This window comes from Amycolatopsis sp. NPDC024027, assembly GCF_040638975.1.
GTDB lineage: Bacteria > Actinomycetota > Actinomycetes > Mycobacteriales > Pseudonocardiaceae > Amycolatopsis.
Genome location: NZ_JBEZYY010000002.1, coordinates 690,377 through 712,314 on the forward strand (window position 1 = coordinate 690,377; position 21,938 = coordinate 712,314).

General features: G+C 71.1%; 20 protein-coding genes. 17 read left to right on the forward strand and 3 right to left on the reverse strand.

Translation table 11 applies throughout. The annotated features are described in order from the left end of the window. Positions 1-119: 119 nt before the first annotated feature. The 8 genes from AB0F52_RS08165 (at position 120) to AB0F52_RS08200 (ending at position 7,582) form a co-directional block, all read left to right on the forward strand. Positions 120-1,253 (forward strand): DegT/DnrJ/EryC1/StrS family aminotransferase, encoded by a 1,134-nt coding sequence (locus AB0F52_RS08165; protein WP_360166067.1) that lies wholly within the window; start codon positions 120-122, stop codon positions 1,251-1,253. Positions 1,254-1,276: 23 nt separating this feature from the next. Continuing rightward, positions 1,277-2,206 carry an NAD-dependent epimerase/dehydratase family protein gene (locus AB0F52_RS08170; protein WP_360166070.1) on the forward strand — a complete coding sequence of 310 codons (930 nt, stop codon included), beginning with the start codon at positions 1,277-1,279 and terminating at the stop codon, positions 2,204-2,206. A gap of 32 nt (positions 2,207-2,238) precedes the next feature. Then, a complete protein-coding gene (locus AB0F52_RS08175; protein WP_360166642.1) occupies positions 2,239-3,435 on the forward strand; it encodes a glycosyltransferase family 4 protein in 1,197 nt (398 codons plus the stop codon). Then, positions 3,422-4,051, forward strand: coding sequence for an acyltransferase (locus tag AB0F52_RS08180; protein ID WP_360166073.1), 630 nt, complete (start codon positions 3,422-3,424; stop codon positions 4,049-4,051). The genes AB0F52_RS08175 and AB0F52_RS08180 overlap by 14 nt, the downstream gene beginning before the upstream one ends. 60 nt (positions 4,052-4,111) lie before the next feature. Then, entirely contained in the window at positions 4,112-4,687 is a 576-nt protein-coding gene (locus AB0F52_RS08185) for a Uma2 family endonuclease (RefSeq protein WP_360166076.1), read from the forward strand. 246 nt (positions 4,688-4,933) lie between these two features. Then, the gene (locus AB0F52_RS08190; protein WP_360166079.1) at positions 4,934-5,446 is read left to right on the forward strand and encodes a SigE family RNA polymerase sigma factor; all 513 of its coding nucleotides are present in this window, start codon (positions 4,934-4,936) and stop codon (positions 5,444-5,446) included. Beyond that, positions 5,443-6,153, forward strand: coding sequence for a hypothetical protein (locus AB0F52_RS08195; RefSeq protein WP_360166082.1), 711 nt, complete (start codon positions 5,443-5,445; stop codon positions 6,151-6,153). The genes AB0F52_RS08190 and AB0F52_RS08195 overlap by 4 nt, the downstream gene beginning before the upstream one ends. A gap of 40 nt (positions 6,154-6,193) precedes the next feature. Then, the gene (locus AB0F52_RS08200) at positions 6,194-7,582 is read left to right on the forward strand and encodes a M20/M25/M40 family metallo-hydrolase (RefSeq protein ID WP_360166085.1); all 1,389 of its coding nucleotides are present in this window, start codon (positions 6,194-6,196) and stop codon (positions 7,580-7,582) included. On the opposite strand, the gene AB0F52_RS08205 is transcribed toward AB0F52_RS08200, so the two are convergent. Further along, entirely contained in the window at positions 7,579-8,535 is a 957-nt protein-coding gene (locus AB0F52_RS08205) for a Gfo/Idh/MocA family oxidoreductase (RefSeq protein WP_360166088.1), read from the reverse strand. The genes AB0F52_RS08200 and AB0F52_RS08205 overlap by 4 nt on opposite strands. Next, positions 8,532-9,638, reverse strand: coding sequence for a DegT/DnrJ/EryC1/StrS family aminotransferase (locus AB0F52_RS08210; RefSeq protein ID WP_103341628.1), 1,107 nt, complete (start codon positions 9,636-9,638; stop codon positions 8,532-8,534). Before AB0F52_RS08210 ends, AB0F52_RS08205 begins: the two co-directional genes overlap by 4 nt. 149 nt (positions 9,639-9,787) lie before the next feature. Between AB0F52_RS08210 and AB0F52_RS08215 the strand changes: the two genes are divergently transcribed. The 7 genes from AB0F52_RS08215 to AB0F52_RS08245 are packed head-to-tail and all read left to right on the forward strand — an operon-like array spanning position 9,788 to position 16,150. Beyond that, complete coding sequence (locus tag AB0F52_RS08215) at positions 9,788-10,507, forward strand: UDP-N-acetylglucosamine acyltransferase (RefSeq protein ID WP_360166092.1); 720 nt, start codon at positions 9,788-9,790, stop codon at positions 10,505-10,507. Positions 10,508-10,518: 11 nt separating this feature from the next. Next, positions 10,519-10,761 carry an acyl carrier protein gene (locus AB0F52_RS08220; protein WP_103355069.1) on the forward strand — a complete coding sequence of 81 codons (243 nt, stop codon included), beginning with the start codon at positions 10,519-10,521 and terminating at the stop codon, positions 10,759-10,761. Further along, positions 10,754-11,488 (forward strand): glucose 1-dehydrogenase, encoded by a 735-nt coding sequence (locus AB0F52_RS08225; protein WP_360166095.1) that lies wholly within the window; start codon positions 10,754-10,756, stop codon positions 11,486-11,488. Before AB0F52_RS08220 ends, AB0F52_RS08225 begins: the two co-directional genes overlap by 8 nt. Further along, the gene (locus AB0F52_RS08230) at positions 11,485-12,879 is read left to right on the forward strand and encodes an AMP-binding protein (protein ID WP_360166098.1); all 1,395 of its coding nucleotides are present in this window, start codon (positions 11,485-11,487) and stop codon (positions 12,877-12,879) included. Before AB0F52_RS08225 ends, AB0F52_RS08230 begins: the two co-directional genes overlap by 4 nt. Beyond that, the gene (locus AB0F52_RS08235; protein WP_360166101.1) at positions 12,876-13,928 is read left to right on the forward strand and encodes an acyl-protein synthetase; all 1,053 of its coding nucleotides are present in this window, start codon (positions 12,876-12,878) and stop codon (positions 13,926-13,928) included. The genes AB0F52_RS08230 and AB0F52_RS08235 overlap by 4 nt, the downstream gene beginning before the upstream one ends. Then, positions 13,925-15,169, forward strand: coding sequence for an acyl-CoA reductase (locus AB0F52_RS08240; protein WP_360166104.1), 1,245 nt, complete (start codon positions 13,925-13,927; stop codon positions 15,167-15,169). The genes AB0F52_RS08235 and AB0F52_RS08240 overlap by 4 nt, the downstream gene beginning before the upstream one ends. A gap of 12 nt (positions 15,170-15,181) precedes the next feature. Then, positions 15,182-16,150, forward strand: a complete 969-nt coding sequence (locus tag AB0F52_RS08245; RefSeq protein ID WP_360166107.1) for a lysylphosphatidylglycerol synthase transmembrane domain-containing protein — start codon at positions 15,182-15,184, stop codon at positions 16,148-16,150. A 389-nt stretch (positions 16,151-16,539) separates the two neighbouring features. Here the strand turns inward: AB0F52_RS08245 and AB0F52_RS08250 are convergent, their stop codons facing one another. Continuing rightward, complete coding sequence (locus tag AB0F52_RS08250) at positions 16,540-18,417, reverse strand: DUF6541 family protein (protein ID WP_360166110.1); 1,878 nt, start codon at positions 18,415-18,417, stop codon at positions 16,540-16,542. A gap of 269 nt (positions 18,418-18,686) precedes the next feature. Here AB0F52_RS08250 and AB0F52_RS08255 point away from each other — a divergent pair, with 269 nt between their 5' ends. Both AB0F52_RS08255 and AB0F52_RS08260 read left to right on the forward strand, forming a co-directional pair. Then, positions 18,687-20,495 carry a hypothetical protein gene (locus AB0F52_RS08255; RefSeq protein WP_360166113.1) on the forward strand — a complete coding sequence of 603 codons (1,809 nt, stop codon included), beginning with the start codon at positions 18,687-18,689 and terminating at the stop codon, positions 20,493-20,495. Continuing rightward, positions 20,492-21,931, forward strand: coding sequence for a hypothetical protein (locus AB0F52_RS08260; protein ID WP_360166116.1), 1,440 nt, complete (start codon positions 20,492-20,494; stop codon positions 21,929-21,931). The genes AB0F52_RS08255 and AB0F52_RS08260 overlap by 4 nt, the downstream gene beginning before the upstream one ends. Positions 21,932-21,938: the final 7 nt, after the last annotated feature.

Genomic DNA, 21,938 nt, shown 5'->3' on the forward strand with positions numbered 1-21,938 from the left:
GCCTAGGACGTCCCCGACCTGGGGGAAGCGTCACTCCAAAGGGGAGTTCGGCGTGGGGCTGTGAATCACCTGAGCGTGCGTCTATACACTTCGCCGGGTCCCCACGCAATGGGAGAGGTATGTCGCCCGAGAGCATTGCCCTAGGTCAACCCACCGTGGGCGAAGAGGAGCTCGCTGCCGTCGCCGAAGTCTTCCGGTCGGGGTGGCTGGCCGGTGCCGGACCGGCGTGCCGCCGCTTCGAGGAGCGCTTCGCCCAGGTCACCGGCACGGCGCACGCCTTGACGACCGCGAACTGCGGTTCGGCGCTCTTCCTGGGGCTGAAAGTCCTCGGGGTCCGGCCGGGCGACGAGGTGATCGTCGGCGACTACACCTTCCCGGCGACCGGCCACGCCGTCGTCCAGGCGGGCGCGAAGCCGGTCTTCGCCGACATCCGCCCGGACGTCTTCAGCGCGGACCCGGCGCACGTCGAAGCCCTGATCACCCCGAAGACGGTCGGCATCCTCGCGGTCGACGTCGCCGGCCAGCCCGGTGACTTCGACGAGTACCGCGCGATCGCCGACAAGCACGGCCTCTGGCTCTTCGAGGACGCCGCCTGCGCCGCGGGGGCGACGTACAAGACGCGACCGGCCGGCAGCCTCGCCGACCTCGCCGCGTTCTCCTTCCACGGCCGCAAGGGCATCACCGCGGGCGAGGGCGGCGCGCTGGTCTCCGACCGCGAAGACCTCATCGCGCACGCCCGCAAGCTGCACACCTACGGCATCGAGCCGGCGATCAGCCGCGAAGGCTCGGACACGCTGCCCATCCCGGAGTTCCACGAGCTCGGCTACAACTTCCGCCTCTCGGACGTCCAGGCCGCGATCATGAACGTCCAGCTCGACCGCCTGCCGGACCTGCTGGCCGCCCGCCGCTCGGTCGCGAAGCGCTACCACGAGGCGTTCGCGGACGTCGGCGCGCTGACCGTGCCGGTGGAGCTGCCCGACCGCGAGCACCCGTGGCAGGCGTACCTGCTCACGGTCGCACCCGAGGTCAGCCGCGACACGCTCGCCATGCGCATCCGCGAACAGGGCGTCCAGTGCAACTTCGGCACCTACGCCTCGCACCTGCAGCCGATCTACGGGCCTCAGGCCCCGCTGCCCGTTTCGGCCGACGCGTTCGCGCGTCAGCTCGCCATCCCGATGCACGCCAACCTCACCGACGCGGAAGTCACCCGCGTCGCCGAGGTCGTGCGCGAAGCCGTGCAGTCCCTGTCCTGAAGCCCCCGACCGAGGAGAAATTGGTGTCCGACAAGAAGGTGTTCTTCACCGGGGGTGGCGGGTTCATCGCCGCGCACGTGATCCCGCTGCTGCTCGAGGGCGGCTACACGGTCCGGATCTTCGACAACATGACCCGCGGCGACCGCGCCCGCGTCAACGAGTTCGTCGCCACGGGCCAGGTCGAGCTGGTCGAGAAGGACGTCCGCTACGGCGGCGCGGTGCGCGAGGCGATGCGCGGCTGCACGCACGTCATCCACTTCGCGACGGTGTCGATCAACAAGTCGATCGCCGACCCGCACGAGTCGATCGACATCAACATGATCGGCAACCACAACGTCTTCGCCGCGGCCGCCGACGAGGGTGTCGAGCGGCTGGTGTTCGCCTCGACCGCGTCGGTCTACGGCGACCCGAAGCGGCTGCCGATGCACGAGGACGACGAGCTGCGCCCGCTCACGCCGTACTGCATCTCGAAGCGCGCCGGGGAGGACCTGCTCGGCTTCTACGAGCGCCAGAAGGGCCTGTCCTGGAACGCGCTGCGGTTCTTCAACGTGTACGGCCCCGGCCAGAAGATCGAGGCCTACTACACGTCGGTGATCAACCACTTCATCCAGCGCCTGCGCGCCGGCCAGCCGCCGATCATCGACGGCCGCGGCGACCAGTCGATGGACTTCGTGCACGTCACCGACCTCGCGCACGCCGTCGTCGCGGCGCTGGAGTCGGAGAAGGCGAACCTCCCGATCAACATCGGCACCGGCATCGACACGTCGATCGCGGCGCTGGCCAAGATCCTCATCGAGGCCGTCGGCGTCGACGTCGAGCCGCTGTTCAACGAGCGTGACGTGCTGGTCTCGCGCCGCGCCGCCGACATCGGCCGGGCGCGGGAAGTGCTGGGCTGGGAGCCGCGGATCACCGTCGAAGACGGGATGCGGGATCTGGTCAAGGAAACGGAGTGACAACCACCGCGGGGCCGGCCCAGGGGCGTGCGATGCGCATCGCGGTGGTGAACAACTTCTTCCCGCCGCGCGTGGGTGGTAGCGCGCACATGGCAGCCTCGCTCGCGGCCCAGTTCGCCGCGGCCGGGCACGAGGTCCTGGCGATCACGGCCGCCTACGGCGAGGCACCGGCCGAGGAGGAGCGCGACGGCTACCGCGTCGTGCGCTTCCCGGCGGTGAAGATGCCGCAGGTCGGCCTGTCGATCGACTTCGACATGAGCTTCGCGTCGCTGCGGCCGGGCAACTGGCGGCGGCTGTGGAAGCTGCTGGACGAGTTCAAGCCGGACGCGATCCACCTGCACGGCCAGTTCTTCGACCTGTCGTGGCTGGCCGGCATCTGGGCGCGGCGGCACGGCGTCCCGGCGCTGCTGACCATCCACACGCTGCTGATCAGCGACAACAAGCTGTACGGCGGGGTGTTCCGGCTGCTCGACGCGGTGCTCGTGCGGCCGATGCTCGCCTACATCAAGCCGCGGTACGTCATCCTCGACAAGCTGGGCGTCGACTACTGCGTCGACCGCTACGGCACCAGCGACGCGAACTCCGAGTACTTCCCGATCGCCGTCGACACCGGCCACTTCGCGAAGCCGGTGACGAAGGACGTCCGCGCGGAGCACGGGATCGGTGACGCGCCGCTGATCGTGTCGCTTGGCCACGTCATCCCGCTGCGCAACCGGCTGCCGCTGATCGAGGCGCTGCCGTCCATTTTGGACAAGCACCCCGGGGTGCGGGTGGTCGTCGTCGGCCGCGTGTACCACGACGCGTTCCTCAAGCGGGCGGCGGAGCTGGGGGTTTCGGACGCGCTGGTCGTCACGGGCGCGGTGCCGAAGGAGGACGTCCCGGCGTACTTCGCGGCGGCGGACATCGTCACGCACGACCTCAACGGCGGCTGCGGCACGGCGTCGCTGGAGGCGATGCTGTCCGGCACGGCGACGATCGCGTCGGTCACCGAGGACAACTACCCGGGCATCGAGCTGCGCAACGGCGAGAACGTGCTGCTCGTGCGCCCGGACGACGCGGAAGCCGTGGCGCGCACGGTGATCGAGCTGCTCGACGACCCGGATCGCCGGGCCCTGATCGCGCAGCGCGAGAGCGAGCTGGTGCGGGCGAACTTCGGCCTCGACGTCGTCGCGGAGGAGCACCTCCGCACGTTCGAAAAGCTGGTGTCGGAAGCCGATGTTCTTCGATGACGAGCGCAGCCACCGGCTGCGCCCGCAGATCCTGACCGAGCTCGTCTCGCAGTACATGAACGACGCCGAGCGCGCTGCTTTTTACGGCTTGCCGTCGAGCTGCCGCGTGCGTGAGCGCGTGAAGATCATCAGCCCCGAGAACCTCAAGATGGGCGAGCACTGCTGGATCGGCGAGGGCGCGGCCCTCGACGCGAGCGGCGGCCTGGAGATCGGCGAGCACACCAGCATCGGCCTGAACACGCTGATCTTCACGCATTCGAGCTGGCTGGCGAACATGACGCTGCAGAACCACTCGGGCAGCGACCTGATCGAGCGCAAGCCGGTGAAGATCGGCAAGGGCTGCTTCATCGGCGGCCTGGTGGTGATCATGGCGGGCGTGACGATCGGCGACTTCGCGACGGTCCAGCCGAACTCGGTGGTGGCGAAGGACGTTCCGCCGCGGACGCTGGTGGCGGGCAATCCGGCGCGGGTGTTCCAGCGGTACGACGACGAGTACATCCAGTCCGAAGTGGACCGGGTGCGCGCGGAGAACGCCCGCCGCCGGGAGATCGCGGAGTCACAAGGGCAGAACATTTCGGGCTGGGGAGCCCCATCGGGCGACTACTCAGCGGAGTAGCGATACGGCAGTCTGGCGTGAGAAGATGACGTCCAGTAACCGATGATGGGGAGAAGGCGGATGAGCGTCATGGAATGGCCTCACGATCTTCTGTCCCTCGACGACTGGATCAACCTGCCGGAGACGCCGGAGTACCAGGTCGAAGTGGTCGAAGGGGTTCTCATCGTGGCGCCGCGTCCGATGCCGTTCCACCAGTCTGCTGTTACGCGGCTTGGCTACCTGATCAACGAGCAGCTTGCGGACGATTACTGGGCGTTGAGCGAAGTCGAGATTGTCGTTTCCGAAGCGCCGTTGACCGTCCGTTCACCCGATGTGGTCGTTGCACCGACTTTCCTGGTGGAAACCAATCCTGCGCGGCTCGATGCCGGTGACGTCCGGCTGGTGATCGAGGTGCTGTCCGAGGGCACCCGGCGCACGGACCAGGTCACCAAGTTCTCCGAGTACGCCGAGGCCGGCATCGAGCATTACTGGATCGTCGACCTCGACTCCCCGATCAGCATGATCACCTACCGGCTGATCGAGGGGGAGTACGAGAACTTCGGTGAGTTCTCCGGGGTCGCCGAACTCGAGTTCGCCGGCAGCCCGCTCACCATCGACCTCAACGCCCTCACCACCCGGCGCGCCCAGCGGCCTTGACGTGGATGACGGCGGCGCCGGCGCCGGACGCCGGCGCCGCCGTCGTGAAACCGCCCGATCCTCCCGGCGGCGAAGTCCCACGCACGGATCCGCACGCTCCGTACGCTGGACAATTTAGTACTCAGTGACCGAGCGCAAGATATCGGTTACACAACGTTTCGTCACCCTCGGCGTACGCTCACAAGATCCACGAAGCAACCTTCCGGCGCGCCGGCCGTCGCTGGGAAGGACGAAACGAGGTGACGCATGGCGCGTGGCGACGAGGAGTTCGCGGAGTTCGTCCGCGCGTCGTCGGCTCGGCTCACGCACGCCGCGTTCCTGCTCACCGGCGACCGCCACCAGGCGGAGGACGCCGCCCAGACCGCCTTCACGCGCACCTACGCGGCCTGGTCGCGCGTCCGGCACAAGGACGCCTACGGCTACGCCCGGACCGTCCTGGTGAACCACGTCATCGACGGCTGGCGGCGCCCGATCCGCGAGTACGCCACCGAGGCCATGCCCGAGCAGCAGGACCGCTTCGACGTCGACAAGGCCGTCACCCAGCGCGCGTGGCTCACCGCGGTGCTCAAGACGCTCACCGCCCGCGAACGCGCCGTCGTCGTGCTCCGGCACTTCTTCGACCTGCCGGAAGCCGAGGTGGCCCGTGAGCTCGGCGTTTCAGTGGGTACCGTGAAGAGCACGAACTCGCGGGCGCTGGCCAAGCTGCGGCTCGAAGCGGCGGACCCCGAGGGCACGCTGATCGGGAGGAGCGGGCGGTGAACGAGCTCGACGACTTCCGCGCCGCTCTCCGGCAGCCGCCCGGCGAGCCCTTCGCCGAGCCCGACCTGGCCAGGATCATGGCCGACGGCACGCGCCTGCGGCGTCGCCGCCGCCTGCTGACCGGGACCGCCGGGGTCGCCGCCGCGGCCGCCGTCGTGCTCGTCGTGGTGCTCGCCATCCAGCTGCGGCAGCCCGCGTCCGCGCCGGTCGCGCAGCCGCCCGCGCCGGCACCGGCCGTGTCCACGACGTCGCCGGCGCCGCCCGCGGAGCAGCCGATCGGGGAGGTCATCGGCACCGGGATCCGGACGCGGTCGGGCGAGCTCGTCTTCTACGCGCGGGCCGTCGACGCGCCGGAGCTGCCGGGCATCCGGTTCGGCCTGGTGGCCGGCTTCCGGTCAGGGGCCTCGCTGCAGTCCGTGCTGGCGACGAACGAGTTCCGCGGCTCCGACCGGTCCTTCGGCTTCCACGCCACCGACGGCGGCGAGGTGATCCGCGACCAGCTCATCCCGGTCTTCGGCTACTTCGCCGGTCCGGCGGCGAAGATCACGACCACGGTGCACGGCCGGACCGTCGAGGCGCACGTGGCCCAGTGGACCGCGGACCCCGGCGTGGTCATCTTCTGGTTCGACCCCGAGGCCGTCCCCGATTCCGCCGTCCTGACGCCGCTGATCGCCTACGACGCCGTCGGCAAGCGGCTCACCAAGTAGGCGGTACCCGCCCACCCGGTGCGGGCGTAAGACGTGAATCGTGACCTCTCGACGAGCGTTCCTCACCGCGTCGGCCGCCGCCCTCGGCGTGGTGGCCGCCGCTCCGGCCGGCGCCGCCGAACTCGGCGATCGCGGGCCCGGCGTCCCGGTCCGCCCGCAGCGTCCCGATCAGGAACTGCGCGCCCTGCTCCGCCAGGTCGATGACCGGCGGATCGAAGCGACCGTGCGGCGGCTGGCCGCGTTCGGCACCCGGCACACGCTGTCCGCCCAAGACGACCCGGTCCGCGGCATCGGTGCCGCGCGCGACTGGCTCTTCGCGCAGTTCCAGCAGGTCGCGGCGGCTTCCGGGGGACGGCTGAGCGTCGAGCTGCAGTCGTACGTCCAGCCACCCGCCGACCGGATCCCGGTGCCGACGAAGATCACCAACGTCGTCGCGACGCTGCGCGGGTCCACCGATCCCGGCCGCGTGTACGTCGTTTCGGGGCACTACGACTCGCGCCGCACCGACGTCATGGACTTCACCGGGGACGCCCCGGGCGCGGACGACGACGCTTCGGGCGTCGCGCTCGTCCTGGAGCTGGCCCGGGTGCTCTCGACCCGGCAGCCGGCCGCGACGATCGTCTTCGCCGCCGTCGCGGGCGAGGAGCAGGGCCTGTACGGCTCGCGGTACCTGGCGCAGCAGTTCAAGGCGGCCGGCACCGACGTCCAGGCGATGTTCACCGACGACATCGTCGGCTCGAGCCGCGCCGACGACGGCACGCGCGATCCGTTCACCGTCCGCCTCTTCGCGGAGGGCGTCCCGACGGCCGAGACCCCGGCCGAGGCGAACCTGCGCCGCAGCATCGGCGGCGAGAACGACTCCCCGCCGCGGCAGCTGGCCCGGTTCGTGAAGTCCGTGGCGGAGAACGACGCGACCGGCATGACCGTCCGGGTCGTCTACCGCCGGGACCGCTACCTCCGCGGCGGCGACCACATCGGCTTCCTGGAACAGGGCTACCCGGCGGCGCGGTTCACCGAGCCGAACGAGGACTTCGCGCACCAGCACCAGGACGTCCGCGTCGAGAACGGCGTCCAGTACGGCGATCTGCCGGAGTTCTGCGACTTCCCGTTCATCGCCCGGGTCGCGCGGGTCAACGGCGCCGCGCTGTGGTCGCTCGCCACCGCGCCGGGCACGCCGAAGGGCGTGAAGATCCGCACGGCGGCGCTGACGAACGACTCCGAGCTGCTCTGGACCGCCACGCCGGGCGCCACGAGCTACGAGGTCGTCTGGCGCGAAACGACCGCCCCGGACTGGACGCACGCCGTCGACGCCGGCCCGGCGCTGACGGCGAAGATCGATCTGTCGAAGGACAACGTCTTCTTCGGCGTCCGCGCGGTGGGCCCCGGCGGACGCCGGAGCCCCGCTGCGTTCCCGGCGCCGGTGAGTTAGGCCGCGGCCTGCGTCAGGACCTGCTCGACGACGTGGTGCGAGGGCAGGATCAGGTCGCGCTCGGTGGCGGCGTCGATCTTGCCTTCGAGGAGGTCGCAGAAGCGGTCCAGCTGGGTGGCGAGGGGCTCCCGGGCCGTGACGAGCTCCGGGATCTCGATGACCGTCTGCTGCCGGTAGCCGAGGCCGTCCGGGGTGACGGAGTCGTGCGAGATGTGCCGGTAGATCGTGACGTCGCGGCGCAGCAGGTCGATCTCGATCAGCCGGTCGAGCTCCGACACCATCAGCGACCGGACCTTCCGCTGCCCCAGCCGCGAGGCCGACACCGTGGCCAGGCCGGTCGGGAACGACAGCACCGTCTCGATGGTGTCCTCGGCACCGTCGGCCGACTGCGGGTGGAAGTAGCCCGCCCCGGAGGTCACGCGCTTCGGCGTCGCGCCGCCGAAGAACTGGATCGCCAGGTCGACGTCGTGCACCAGCAGGTCCCACGCGACGCCGGTCTTGATGCGCGGCGCGTACGGGCCGTGGCGGCGGGCCATCAGGTGGATCGGCTCCTGCACCAGCGCCCGCGCGGTCATCACCGCCGGGTTGTAGCGTTCCAGCAGCCCGCACATCAGCGGGATGTCGTTCTTCGCCGACAGCGAGACGATTTCCTGGGACTTCTCGAAGCTGTTGCAGACCGGCTTCTCGACCAGCATCGGCTTGCCCTGGCGGAAGATCTCCTGCGCCAGGTCGTAGTGCACCTCGGTGGCCGACGCGAGCACGACGGCGTCCACATCGGACAGTTCGCCGATCTCCGGCGTCCACTTCGTTTCGTACCGCTCGGCGACGGCCCGGCCCGCTTCCTCGCGCGGATCGATCACGCGGACCAGGTCGACGCGCTCGTTGCCGGCGAGCACGCGGGCGTGGAGGGAACCCATGTTCCCGGTACCGACCAGAGCGATCCGATGCGTCATGCGCCCAGTACCTCGCGAACGGTTTCGATGATGGTGTCCAGGTCGGACTCGGTCAGGTGCGGGTGCACCGGCAGCGACAGCGCCTGCTCCGAAACGGCGCGAGCCACCGGGAAGTCCTCGACGCGCGCGCCCGGGATCAGGTCGTGACCCGCGTAGCAGTCGTAGTCGAAGACGATCTTGGGGTAGTAGATGCCGTTGCCGATGCCGCGCTCGGTCAGCGCCGCGGCGAGCTCGTCGCGCGACAGGAACGCGTGCGGCCCGACCAGCACCGTGTACTGGTGCCACACGTGCTCGCGGCCCGGCAGCACCTGCGGGACGTCGAGACCCGGCGTACCGGCCAGGCCCTCCGACAGGCGCTTCGCGTTCGCCTGGCGGGCGGCGGTCAGCTGGTCGAGCTTCGCCAGCTGCGGGATGCCGACGGCGGCGTGCAGGTCGGTCATCCGGTAGTTGTGCCCGGCCACCTCGTACTGGTAGCGGGCGCGCATGCCCTGGTTGCGCAGCACGCGCAGCTTGTCGGCCAGCGCGTCGTCGTCCGTGGTGATGACGCCGCCCTCGGCGGTGGTGATGTTCTTCGTCGCGTACAGCGAGAAGCAGCCGATGCCGAACGAGCCGGCCGGCTTGCCTTCGAACGACGCGCCGACGGCCTGCGCCGAGTCCTCGATCACGTGCAGGCCGCGCTCGGCGGCCAGGGGCGCGAGCTTGCCCATGTCGGCCGTCTGGCCGTAGAGGTGCACCGGCATGAGGACCTTCGTGCGGTCCGTCACAGCCTTCGCTACGGCGTCGGGGTCGATCGCGAAGTCGTCGCGCCGGATGTCGGCGAACCGGACGGTGGCGCCGGCCTCGAGGATGGCGTTCAGCGTCGCCACGAAGGTGAACGGCGAGGTGATGACCTCGTCGCCCGGCCGCAGGTCGAGCACCTGGAGCGCGGCGACCAGCGCGGTGGTCCCGTTGTTGACCGCGATCGCGTGCTTCGTCCCGGAGACCGCCGCGAAGGCGTCTTCGAAGCGCTTGACCATCGGTCCCTGTGCGATGGCGCCGGAGCGCAGCACCTCGACGACGAGGTCCTCCGCGTCGCGGACGTCGACCACGGTGATGGGGATCATGGGCAGTCTCTCTCGGCAGGCGATTTCGGCGCGTCCGGTACAGTGAGCCGCCGGTTCTGCGCCCGGCTGCCCTGCAACAACGCGGGCCACACGTTACCGGGCGCGATGGCACGCCCAGTACCCAGCCGCCGACGAACGGATACCCGCCCGTGGCCAACCGCATCCACCCGACCGCCGTCATCGGCGAAGGCGTCGAGCTCGGCGAGGACAACGTCATCGGGCCGTTCGCCGTGCTCGCCGGGCCGGTCCGGATCGGCGACGGGAACTGGATCGGCCCGCACGTGACGATCGGCACGCCCGGCGAGGACCGCAGCCGCCCGCACCCGGCGGCCTGGGAAGACGCCCCGACCGGTGACCCGGACCACGACGGCCACGGCGTCGTCATCGGCAGCCGCAACCGGATCCGCGAGTACGTGAGTGTCCACCAAGGGACCTGGCGGACGACGACGGTCGGCAGCGACGGCTACTACCTCCGCAACTCCCACATCGCGCACGACTGCCTGGTCGGCGACGGCGTCACGATCGCCTCCAACGCCGTCACCGGTGGCCACTGCCACATCTGGGACGGCGCGAACCTCGGCATGGGCGCGATCCTGCACCAGAAGGTCGTGATCGGCCCCGGCGCGATGATCGGCATGGGCTCGGCGGTGCGGCGCGAGATCGGCGCCTTCACCATCGCCGTCGGCAACCCGGCCCGCGTCACCGGCGTCAACGTGGTGGGCCTGTCCCGCCGCGGGCTCGACGAGGAGACGATCGAGGCCCTCGGGCCGTGGCTGAAGGGCAAGGAAGGTCTCCCGGACGTCACGCTGCCCGGCGACCTCTCTACCTTGGTAAAGGCGTGGGACGCCCGCCCGCGCGAGGAACACTAGGAGTCATGGCTATGTCGGTTGCCCCCAAGCTGCGCGAGGTCTTCGTCGAGGCGCTGGACCTCGACGGCGGCGTGGACGTCGAGAACCTGAAGTACCGCGACATCGAGGCGTGGGACTCGGTCGGCCACATGGCGCTGGTCGCGGCCATCGAGGACGAGTTCGACGTCGAGTTCGACACCGACCAGGTCATCGACATGTCGAGCTTCAAGGTCGCCGTCGACATGGTGACCGAGCTGCAGTCGAAGAATGACTGATTTGCCGCTGTCCGGTCGCGTCGCGCTCGTCACCGGCGGGACGCGGGGGATCGGCCTGGCCACCGCACGCGCTTTGGTGGAGGCCGGCGCGACGGTGGTGCTCACCGGCCGGGACGAGGCTCGCGCCAAGGAGGCGGCCGCCTCGGTGGGCGCCTCCGGGCTCGCGCTGGACGTCACCGACGCGAAGGCGGTGTCTTCGCTGGTCAGGGGGGTCGCCAAGGAGCACGGCAAGCTGGACATCGTCGTCGCGAACGCCGGGATCATGGAGGACGCGCTCCTCGGGATGATCAAGGAAGACCTCGTCGACACGACGCTGAGCACGAACGTCGCCGGTACCCTGCACACCGTCCAGGCCGCGGCCCGGGCGATGATGCGGAAGAAGACCGGCTCGATCGTCGTGCTCGCCTCCATCGTCGGCGAGTACGGAAGCGCTGGTCAGACCGTGTATGCGGCGTCGAAGGCGGCGGTGGCGAACATCGCGCGTTCGGCGGCGAAGGAGCTCGGCCGGTCCGGCATCCGCGTCAACGCGGTCGCGCCGGGCGTGATCGAGACCGATCTGACCGCGGGCCTGAGCGAGGACGCGAAGGCCGAAAACTCGGGCCGGACGCCGCTCGGGCGCCTGGGCCGGCCCGAGGAAGTCGCGAACGCGATCCGGTTCCTGGTGAGCGACGAGGCGTCGTTCATCACCGGCCAGGTGCTGGGGATCGACGGAGGCTTGGTGCTGTGACGTTGCTGGGTGCGGGAGCTCGGCTGGTGGACGTGGCCGGGGGCCGCACGCTGGCGGGCGCGGAACTGGCGGCCGAGGTCGGCCGGGCCATGGAAACACTGCGCACGCTGCCCACCGGGGTCGTCTTCGCGCGGATGGCGGTCGACCTGCCGAGCGTGCTGACCTACCTGGGCGCGTTCGAGTCCGGGCGCGCGATCGCGCTGATCGACCCGGCCCTCGACGCCGACGTGCTCGCCGGGCTGGTCTCGCGCTTCCGCCCGGCCGCGGTGCTCTCGGCTTCGGGAGCCGCGCCGGAGGGGTACACCACGCGGGGTGCCGACTGGGTCCGTGCTTCGGCTGATGGCGTCAGCCCGCACCCCGACCTCGCCGTCCTGCTCCCGACCAGCGGCTCGACCGGCAACCCGAAGCTCGTCCGGCTTTCGCGCGAGGCGATCCTCACCAACGCCGACGCCATCGCGCAGGTGCTGCACATCGACGCCGACGAGGTCGCGCCGACGTGCCTGCCGCTGCACTACAGCTACGGCCTGTCGGTGCTGAACTCGCACCTGGTGCGGGACGCGACCGTCGTGATCGAGCCGTCGGGCGTGCTCGGCCGCGGGTTCTGGGACGCGGTGACCACCCACGGCGTCACGTCGCTTTCGGGTGTCCCGTACCACTACGAAATGCTGCGGCGGCTCAAGTTCGACCCCGCGAAGTACCCGACGCTGCGGACGTTGACGCAGGCCGGCGGGAAGCTGCGCGACGAGCTGATCGCCGAGTTCAACGACAAGATGCTCGCCGTCGGCGGCCGGATGTACGTCATGTACGGCCAGACCGAGGCGTCGCCGCGGATGACGACGGTGCCCGCCGAGCGGCTGGCCGAAAAGCTCGGTTCCGCCGGGCCGGCGCTGCCGGGCGGGAGGTTCTCGGTCCGCCGGGACGACGGCTCGGAGACCACGCACCCGAAAATTGTCGGTGAGGTCGTCTACCGTGGGCCCAACGTGATGATGGGCTATGCGGACGACGAGTCCGGACTGGCCAAGGGCGACGAATTCGGTGGCGTGCTGGCCACCGGTGACCTCGGGTACCTCGACCAAGAGGGGTACCTGTTCATCACCGGCCGGCTCAAGCGCATCGGCAAGGTCTTCGGCAACCGCGTCAGCCTCGACGACCTCGAGCAGGCCGCGCGCACGGCGGCGGTGGGGATCGACGTGGTGGCCGCGGTGGCCGCCGGCGACAAGGTCGTGCTGTTCGCCGAAGGGGTCGACAAGGACATCTGCAAGGACGCGTCGCGGGCGCTGTCCGAGCGGCTGCACCTGCACGTCAGCGGGTTCGACGTGCGCCCGATCGACACCGTGCCGCTGCTGGCCAGCGGCAAGATCGACTACCGGTCATTGGAGGCGAAGGTATGAGCGTGTTCACTCGGTCGCAGGCTGACCGGGAGGCCTTGCTGCTGCCCGAGCTGGCCTCGTTGACGGCCCACCACCGCGCGAACTCCGAGGGCTACGACCGGATCCTGGCGTCGCTGGGGATCGCGTCCGACGCTTCCTTCGCCACGATCGCGGACCTGCCGTGGCTGCCGGTGCGCATGTTCAAGACGCACGACCTGAAGTCGGTCCCGGACAGCGAGGTCTTCAAGACGCTGACGTCGTCGGGCACCACCGGCGCCGGCGCGTCGCGGATCTACCTCGACAAGGAGGCGGCCGGGGCGCAGACCAAGCAGCTGGGCGCGACGCTGCAGGAGGTCCTCGGCGGCGAGCGGCTGCCGATGCTGATGGTCGACACCATCGGCATCATCAAGAACCGCCGCTCGTTCTCCGCGCGCGGCGCCGGCGTGCTGGGCATGGCGAACTTCGGCCGCAAGCACACGTACGTGCTCGACGAGAACGACCAGCCGGACGTCGAAGCGGTCAAGAAGTTCCTGGCCGAGTACGGCGACAAGCCGTTCCTGATCTTCGGTTTCACGTTCATGGTGTGGCTGTACCTCTACGAGGTGGCGCGTGACCACGGGCTGGACCTGTCGAACGGCATCCTGATCCACAGCGGCGGCTGGAAGAAGCTGATCGATCGCGCGGTCGACAACACCGAGTTCCGGCGGCGGTTCAAAGAGGACACCGGGCTCACCCGGATCCACAACTACTACGGGATGATCGAACAGATCGGCACCGTGTTCCTCGAAGGCCCGTCCGGGAACTCGCTGTACTGCCCGGACTTCGCCGACGTCGTCATCCGGAACCCGGAGACGTGGGAAGAGCAGCCGGTCGGCGAGCCGGGCGTGATCGAGGTCGTCTCGACGTTGCCGACGTCGTACCCGGGTCACGTGCTGCTCACCGAAGACCTCGGCGTCTACAACGGCATCGACGACGGCGACTGGCCGGGCAAGCACTTCTCCGTGCTGGGCCGGCTGCCCAAGGCGGAGGCCCGCGGGTGCTCGGACACGTTCTCGGGAGCGGCGGCGTGACTTCCCTGACCCAGCGGTTCCCCGCCGCTTCCGGCATCGAGGCCGCCGAGCTGGTCTCCCAGTTGCGTACTGAGCCGCCGGGCGGCCGGTTGAAGGTCGGCGACCCGCGGATCGTCGAATTCGTCACGAAGTTCGCCCGCAAGCTGCTGGCCCCGGCCACCGCGCGCCGGTTCCCCGAACTGGCGTCCCTCGGGTTCTTCCTGCGCAAGGGCGAAATCGCCAAGGCGCTGTCCACTCTGGACACTTCTGCCGGATCGTTGCGGTTCCCGCGCGGGCTGGTGTTCCACGTGCCGCCGGCGAACGTGGACACGATCTTCGTCTACTCGTGGGCGCTGTCCGCGCTGGCGGGCAACCACAACGTCGTCCGGGTGTCGTCGCGCTCGGCCGGTGCCGCCGAGGCGGTGCTGGAGGCGCTGAACGCGGCACTGTCCGAAGTGGACCCGGCGACCGCGGCCGCCATCACGGCCACGCAGCGCATGGTGACCTACGACCGCAGCGACGAGGTGAGCGGCGCGCTGTCGCTGGCCGCGGACCTGCGCGTCATCTGGGGCGGCGACGGCTCGGTAGCGGCCCTGCGCAAGTACCCCCTGGCCCCGCACGCGCGTGACCTGACGTTCCCGGACCGCTCTTCGTTCGCCGTCGCGTCGGTGGCGGGCTGGCAGCGAGCGTCCTCCGAAGAGCGCCGCGCGGCCGCCGAGGGCTTCTACAACGACTCGTACTGGTTCGACCAGGCCGCCTGCTCGTCCCCGCGCGCGGTGTTCTGGGTCGGCGACGAGCCCGGCGCCCGGGCCGCGGGGCAGGAGTTCCGCACGCTGCTGGCGGCGGTGCTGGAGACGAAGCAGCACGTCACCGAGCCCGCGATGGCGGTCCAGAAGCGCGTCTCGGCGTACGGCGCGGCGGCCGACGGACTGGTCAAGGAGATCGCGTTCCAGGGCAACGGCCTGGCCACGCTCGAGCTGACCGACCCGGCGGTGCTGCCGCGCGAGTGGCTCGGCGCCGGCACGTTCGCCAACGCGCGCGTGTCCTCGCTGTCCGACCTGGTGCCGATCGTGCTCCGCAAGGACCAGACGGTCAGCCAGTTCGGCTTCACGGCCGAGGAGCTGACGGCGTTCGCGCACGAGCTCGCGGGCCGCGGCGTCGACCGGATCGTGCCGTTCGGCTCGGCCCTGACCTTCTCGGCGGTGTGGGACGGCTACGATCTGCTGTCCGAGTTCAGCCGCCTGGTCACGGTCCAGGCCTGAGGAGAGCCGTCGATGACGACAGTTGAGGACCTACCGGCTGCCGGCAAGCAGCCGAAGTCCACCCGGGCGAAGATCCTCGACGTCGTCCGGTGGGTGGCGATCCTGCTGGTCATCGGCTTCGCGGCGAAGCAGCTGGCGGCCAACTGGGGCGAGTTCTGGCACACCCTGCGTGACGTCGCCTGGGAGTCGTCCCTGCTCAGCCTGGTCGCCCTGGTCGCGGCGATCCTGGTGTCGACCTGGGGCTGGCAGGTGATGGTCGACGACCTGGGCGAGCCGATCGGCTACGCCCGCGGTGCGCAGATCTGCCTGGTCGGCTCGCTCGGCAAGTACGTGCCGGGCTCGGTCTGGGCGTACCTGCTGCAGATGGAGCTGGGCCGCAAGGCGGGCCTGGCCCGCGCCCGGATCTTCACCGGCTCCCTGATCCAGCTCGGCGTGGGCGTGGTGTCGGCGCTGGTGGTGTCGCTCCTGGCGGCCCCCGCGGTGTTCAGCAACAGCCCGCGCGCGCTGTGGCTGTTCGTGCTCATCCCCCTCGGCCTGGCGATGCTGCACCCGAAGATCCTCACCTGGGGCACCTCGCTCGTCCTGCGGATCCTCCGCCGGCCGCCGCTGCAACACCCACTGGGCTGGCGGGTGATCGGCAAGGTCTTCGGCGCCTCGACGGCGGCCTGGTGCCTGCAGGGCGTCCACCTCTGGCTGCTGGCCAACTCGGTGGGCACGCCGGGCCTCAGCGGCTTCGTGCTGTGCGTGGGCGCGATGGCCGTGGCGATGACGGTGGGCACGTTCGCGTTCATCCTCCCCAGCGGCGTCGGCGTCCGCGAGGTGGCCCAGGTCGCGGTCCTGACGGCCAGCGGCCTGACGGTCGGCCAAGCCACGGCGTTCGCGGTGGCCTCCCGCGTGATGTTCACGGTGGCGGACCTCGTGACGGCCGGCTTCGCGGCCGTGGCGGCCCGCTCGGTCCGCCCCGCGGCCACTCCCGCCTGACCCGGGCTGTCCCCCGGTTGTCCACAGGCCTTACGCACATGTGGACAACTCCGACCTGCGCGCCGGGGCACCTGCCGTGGCGGGCCGCTCCTGCCGGCCGGTGCCACGCAGTGCCCGAGCTGCCCGCCGCGCGGCGGTGACCACGCTCGATCGCCGCGGCGCCAGCCGACCAGAGCCGCCTGCGCCGGGTCCGCCGCGGCGTCGGCCGACCAGAGCCAGCCGCGCCGAGCCCGCCACGGCGCCGGCCGACAGACCGCCGGCGCCGAGCTCGCCGGGACACCTGCGCTGGCCGCCCGCGCCGGACCTGCCGCGGCGCCGGCCAACCAGAGCCGCCCGCGCCAGGCCCACTGCGGCGCCGGCCGACCAGAGCCGGCCGCGCCGAGCCCCCCTCACGGCACCAGCCGGTAGATCACCGCGTCCGGGTTCCGGTAGACCGCTCTCAAGAACGGCTCGTCCGCCAATCCGGTCAACCCCGGCTGATAAGGGTGGCCCGGTTCGGTGGCCGGTTTTCCCAGAATGACCCAATGGATGTTCAGCCGGCGCACCGCCGCCCGCACCGCCGGATCCGTCGAATAGTTTCGAAAGCGGTTCGCCAGCAGCACCGCGTCCGCGGGTGGGGAAGTTTCGTCGAAATGCGCGGCGACCGTTCGAATTCCTGTCAACGCGTAAGTCCACGCGGTTCCGTCGAACCGGTCGTTCATGGCCCATTCACCGGGTCCGGCCCGTGAGCCGAGTTCGGTCATCGCCGTCTGCTCACCGGGTGTCACGCGCAGCGTCGACGGGTCCGCCGCCTGGTAGCCCAGGTACACCTGGTGCCCGTTGGAGCGGACGTACAGCCCGTTCGTGAGCAGCACGAACCCCAGCAGGACCACCGAGGCACCGGCGACCGGCGGGACCCGGGACGGCAGCCGATCGCGCAGCCAGGCCTGCGTCGAGGCCAAGCCGTGGGCCGCCAGGACCGACAGCGGGACCGCGGCCATCGAGAAGAACCGGTACGGGTCGTCCCACCAGGGCCGGGACAGCGCCATCACGATCGGCGTGTTCGACGACGCCACCGCCACGTAGGCCAGACCCGTCACCACCGCCGTCAGGCCGATCCAGCGCAGCTCACCCGCCCGCGCGAAGAACACGATCCCCAGGAACAACGCGACCGACAGCCACACCTGCGGGTGCGGCTCGAGGTGCTGGAACCCCAGCAGCGCGCCCAGCGCCGTCGAGGCGCGGTACTCACTCGGCCAGCCGTAGTACGGCAACGCCAGCCCCAGCGCCCCGAACAGCTGCAGCCAGGCCACCAGCAGCGAAACCACCGCGATCGGCAGCAGCGCCAGGAGGTCGCGGCCGAGCCGGCGCCACCCCGCGAGCCACCGCTGCACCAGCAGCGGTCCGGCGAACAGGATCCCGCCGAACAACGTCGACGAATGAATGCACAGCAGCCCCACCGCGGCCAGCACGAGCACCAGCGCCGTGTCCGGCGCGGGCCGCTCCAGGTACCGGCGCAGGGCCACCGCGACCAGCGGCGTCAACGCCACCCCCAGCGCGAACGGCAGCAGCGGCCCCCGGCTCATCGACTCGTAGACGCCCATCACCGGCGCCACCGCCGTCAGCGCCACCGCGCCGGCGAGCACCGCCCGGCCGCGGAACTCCCGCACCAGTGTCACCAGCGACAACGCCAGCAGCGCCGGTAGCAGCACCGTGTTCGCGTCCAGCGTCTCCGGGATCGACACCCCGCCGAGCCGGCAGGTCACCGCCGCCAGCAGGTGGTACGCGTTGGGGTAGAACACCGGTGCCGCGTCGCCGTACCAGTTCACGTGGCCGGTGCCGAACAGGCTGCCGTCGCCCGTGGCGGCGATGTAGCGGACGGCGTTGCCGTGGTAGACCGCGTCGAAGCCCTGCGGGAGCGCCCCGATGCGGCCCAGCCCGAACAGCACGGCGGCCGTCCCGATCGCCGCCGCGAACAGCAGGCACGCCAGCACCGCCAGGTGCCCGCGCCGCGCCCACAGCCCCGGGTCCGGCGCCGGCCGGCGCCGGCGCACCGTGCTCCTCCGGACACCGAAGGCGATCGCGGCGAACACGACGGCCGAGCCGGCGTAGGTCAGCGAGGTGAACGGCAGCCCGGCCGCCGCGGCCCATGGACCGGTCAGCCCGCCGGCGGCGTAGCTCAGCAACGGCGCCATCCCGGCCACGACCCAGCCGCGCAAACCCGCGGCGAGACCGATCACGAGACCGGGCGCGACGATGACGACAATGGCGATGCTGGCGGCGAGCACGCTGGAGACTAAGCCCGGAATGGCCGGCCGGATGCGCGGTACCGCCACCCCGATCGGTGCTTTTCCGGGACGTCACTTCAACCGTCGGAGGCGGCTCCCGTTCGGGTTATTCTGGGCGGTGAATTTCCCTGCTTGACTGTCGCCGGCGAAGTGATCCACCCCCAATTCGGGCCTGTGCTCGGCTCACGGGAAACGCCTCGCCGCCGAGGACCGATAACCTGGCCGGGGAGCCGGCCGGGCGGGTGCGGTGACGAGGTGGAGGGGGCCGGGTGGTCTACGCGGTCGTGGTGGCGTGGCTGGTCGTCGCCGCGATCGTGGTGCTGACCTGGCACCGCCTCGACGCCGACCGCGGCTGGCGCGCCCTCGTCCTCACCCTCGTCCTCGGACTTTCGCTGCTGCACCAGCTGCTGTTCGCGACCGTCACCGAGGACGCGCTCGTCACGTTCCGCTACGCGCAGAACATCGCCGACGGCAACGGCCCGGTCTTCAACCCCGGCGAACGCGTCGAGGGGTACACGAACTTCCTCTGGCTGGTGCTGGTCGCCCTGCCGCGCGCCGCGTTCGGGGCCGACGTCCGCACCACGGCCGTCGTCTTGGGGGTCGTCGCCGCGCTCGGCTGCGTGCTCGTGTCCTGCTTCCTGGTCAACCGGATCGTCGCCGCGGCCGCCCCGGACGGCGCCGCGCCGCGCCCGGCGATCGGCGTCGCCGCCGCGGTGCTCACCGCGAGCGCCGGCGGCCTCGCCGTGTACGGAGCCTCGGGCTCCGAGGTCCCGCTGTTCGTGCTGCTCGCCCTGGCCACCGGCTACGCGCTCGCCGCGCGCCGCCCGGTCGTCGCCGGGGTGCTCGTCGCTTTCGCCGTCATGACCAGCCCGGAAGGCCTGGTGGTCGCCGTGCTGGTCGGCCTGTGGCTCGTCGGCGCCGCGCTCAAGCGGAGGCACAGCTGGTGGGCGCCGGTCGGGTACGCGCAAAGCGCGCTGGTCTTCCTGATCCCGCGGCTGGCCTGGCGCGCGACGTTCTACCAGCACTTCGTCCCCGCGCCGCTGGCCGCGAAGCTCGGCGGGACACTCGGCGCGCGCTTCGCCGCCGGGTGGCCGTACCTGTCCGGGTTCGCATTGGCACACCAGGGATTCCTGCTGCTGGGGCTGGTCGCCGCGGTCGCGCTGGTGCTGCGGCGCACCGAACCGGCGGCTCGGGGCGATGCCGTGGTGGGCGCAGCTGCGGTTCGCGGGTCCCAGCAGGCAGATCCCCCGGCTCGAGGTGAAGCCGCGGTGGGCACAGCTGCTTCCCGGGTGGCGGAGGCCCCGGCTCGGGGCGATGCCGTGGTGGGCACAGCCGTCGAGGCCCGGGCCCTGCTCTGGCTGTTGTTCGCGATGGCCGCCGGGCTGGCCGCGGCCGCGGTGCTCATCGGCGGCGATCCGGGCCCGTCGTGGCGGCTGCTGGCCCCGCTGCCGCCGCTGCTCGCCGTCGCGGCCGCGGGGACGTACGGCGTGCTGACCGTGAACGTCGTGGCCAAGCCGTCGCCGCGGCCGAAGCCGTGGGCCGGCGGGACGCGGCTGGTGCCGGTGACCGCCTGCGGGCTGGCCGGGATCGCGGTCCTCGTCTCGGTGTTCAGCCCCGAGATGCTCGACCGCGTCCGCGTCTGGCACTCGCACGGCGCCGAGCTCGCCGAAATCGGCGGCTGGCTGGGCGATTACCTGCCGCCCGGGTCGGTGGTCAGCGCCGCCTCGCCCGGCGCGATCGCCGCTCACGGCGGGCAGCTGCTCATCATCGACGTCCTCGGCCGCACCGACGACCACATCGCCCGCGAAGGACGGCACGACGGCGGCATCGCGACCGACTACGACTACGTCGTCAACGTTCGCCGCCCGACCGTCGCCGTGCCCGCCGACGGCGGTTACGCCGACCGCCAGCACTGCGCGATCGACCCGGTGTACGCGGGCAAGTACGAGGTCGCGACCTTCCGCCGCGTCGGCACGCCCTACTGGGTCTCGGTGTACCCGCGGGCGGAACAGGCGAAGTCCCTGGTCGCCGACCTCGACCAGGGGCCGGACTTCCGCTACGTACCCTGTCCTTCGTGAAGCTCGAGGCCCCGGACCGGCAGCTGAGCGCCGAGGCGCGGCTCGGGCTCGGGGTGTTCGGCACGTCGCTCGCCCTGTTCGTGGTGCGGTTCCTGGTGCCGCGGCCGATCGCGATGTCCAACAACGGCGACGGCGGCCGGGTGCTGTGCGGTGCCGGGATCACCTGGAAGGGCCTGCCCGAGCCGTTCGTCCACCTCGCCTACACGCCCGCGCCGGGGACGCCGCCGTGCCGCCCGACGTACCTGCTCACGCAGAGCTGGCTCGCGGACCTGGCCGTCCGGATCGGCCGGCTGATCGGCCTCCCCGGCACGCTGAGCCTCGTCATCCTGGGCCTGCTGAGCAGCGTCGTCGCGGCGGCGGCGATCACCGCGATCGTGCTCGGTCTGCCGCACCCGCGCCGGACCCGGCTGTTCGTGGCGGCCGGGCTCCTGCTGGTCGTCGCGGATTCGGCGTTCTTCGGGTACTTCGCGGCGATCCTCGGCGAAGGCGCGGCCTTCCTCGGCCTGCTGCTCGCCGCCGGTGGCCTGCTCCTGACCGCGCGCGAGGGCCGGTGGAGTCACGTGGGCATGGCGGTGACGTTCGTGGGGGGCGTCCTGGCGGTCAACGCCAAGGTCCAGACGCTGACCATCCTGCCGATCCTTGCCCTGGCGATCCTGCTGGTCCGGCCGGGCGCGCTGCGCGGGGCCAAGCGGTGGGCGTCGGCGGTGCTGGTCATCGGCGCGATCGGCGCTGTCACGCTCTACGCGCAGCAGAGCGTCGAGCCCGCGCGAGCCCCGGACGGCACGTACACCGAGTTCCCGGGCGACGACTCGCGCGAGATCAACGTCTTCAATTCGATCTTCCTCAACATCGTCGACGGGCGGCACGACACCCGGGCCGACCTGGCCGAGCTCGGGCTGCCGCCGTCGTTCGCGCAGTACGCGGGCAACGGCTGGTGGCACCCGCACCCGGCCACGATGGACCCGCTGTACGCGCAGTACCGCGGCAAGATCAGCCGCCGGAACGTCGTGACGTACTTCGCCACCCACCCGGGCCGGACCCTCGAGGTGCTCGACCGCGCCGCGACCGACCAGCTCACCGCCCGCCCGGACTACCTCGGCAGCTTCGACCAGAGCGCCGGGTTCCCGCCGCACGCCCAGGAGCACCGGGTGCCGGTGGTGTCGTGGCTGACCGGCCTGATCGCCCCGCTCGGGCTGTTCGTCCTGGTGCCGATCTGGCTGATCGCGGCGGTCAAGGCCTGGCGACAGCGCCGGACCGCGCTCGGGGTCGTGCCGGCGTTCCTGCTCGCCGTCTCGGTGACGCAGTTCGGCACGGCGGCGCTGGGCGACGGCATCGAGGGCATCAAGCACCAGTCCGTCGCCCTGTTCGCGCTGCTGATCGCGCTCGTATTGTGTTCTTCCCCGCTGAACCGCCGTTCCGAACCTACGGTCCCGTAACCTTGCC

Coding starts and splice junctions, on each gene's coding strand:
- AB0F52_RS08220 (WP_103355069.1), top strand. CDS start 10,519: ATGTCGGTTGCCCCCAAGCTGCGCGAGGTCTTCGTCGAGGCGCTGGAC.
- AB0F52_RS08245 (WP_360166107.1), top strand. CDS start 15,182: ATGACGACAGTTGAGGACCTACCGGCTGCCGGCAAGCAGCCGAAGTCC.
- AB0F52_RS08175 (WP_360166642.1), top strand. CDS start 2,239: ATGCGCATCGCGGTGGTGAACAACTTCTTCCCGCCGCGCGTGGGTGGT.
- AB0F52_RS08190 (WP_360166079.1), top strand. CDS start 4,934: ATGGCGCGTGGCGACGAGGAGTTCGCGGAGTTCGTCCGCGCGTCGTCG.
- AB0F52_RS08165 (WP_360166067.1), top strand. CDS start 120: ATGTCGCCCGAGAGCATTGCCCTAGGTCAACCCACCGTGGGCGAAGAG.
- AB0F52_RS08235 (WP_360166101.1), top strand. CDS start 12,876: ATGAGCGTGTTCACTCGGTCGCAGGCTGACCGGGAGGCCTTGCTGCTG.
- AB0F52_RS08225 (WP_360166095.1), top strand. CDS start 10,754: ATGACTGATTTGCCGCTGTCCGGTCGCGTCGCGCTCGTCACCGGCGGG.
- AB0F52_RS08185 (WP_360166076.1), top strand. CDS start 4,112: ATGAGCGTCATGGAATGGCCTCACGATCTTCTGTCCCTCGACGACTGG.
- AB0F52_RS08205 (WP_360166088.1), bottom strand. CDS start 8,535: ATGACGCATCGGATCGCTCTGGTCGGTACCGGGAACATGGGTTCCCTC.
- AB0F52_RS08180 (WP_360166073.1), top strand. CDS start 3,422: ATGTTCTTCGATGACGAGCGCAGCCACCGGCTGCGCCCGCAGATCCTG.
- AB0F52_RS08210 (WP_103341628.1), bottom strand. CDS start 9,638: ATGATCCCCATCACCGTGGTCGACGTCCGCGACGCGGAGGACCTCGTC.